Raw genomic sequence first — 467 nt, forward strand, 5'->3', positions numbered from 1 at the left:
GAACTGCTGACGCGCGCCAAGGAAACTCTGGCCGCCACCCGGGTGCCGTCGCGGAAGGATCCGGCGGCCAGGGCGAAGGCCAGCGGGACCTCGCCGGCGATGACGGCCAGGGTTTCGGCGAACAGGTGCGGCAGGTGCGAGATGGCGGCTGCGGCGGCGTCGTGCTCATCGGAGCGGGCCGGCACCACCACCGCGCGGCAGTCCAGGGCCAGCTGCGTGACCTGGGACCACACCTGAGCGTCGACGTGATCGTCCACGCTGACCACCCAGGGGGCGCCGGTGAACAGTCCCGCGTCGCCGGCCGACCAGCCCGAGTGGGCGGTGCCTGCCATCGGATGGCCACCGACGAAGTTCTGTAGCAACCCGAATTTGCCCACCTCGTCGAGCACCGCGCCTTTGACGCTGGTGACATCGGTCAGCGCGCACCTGGGGGCGGTCTCCCGGATGTGGTCGAGCAGCTGTGGCAG

Annotated in this window: 1 protein-coding gene; it reads right to left on the reverse strand. The window is 70.9% G+C overall.

What is annotated here, in order from left to right; all coding sequences use genetic code 11:
- Positions 1–389 (reverse strand): prephenate dehydrogenase/arogenate dehydrogenase family protein (locus RNC47_RS36580; RefSeq protein WP_311605174.1); only part of this gene is annotated, 389 nt, incomplete at its 3' end.
- Between the last annotated feature and the right edge of the window lie 78 nt (positions 390–467).

Source organism: Streptomyces millisiae, from assembly GCF_031845425.1.
Lineage (GTDB): Bacteria > Actinomycetota > Actinomycetes > Streptomycetales > Streptomycetaceae > Streptomyces > Streptomyces millisiae.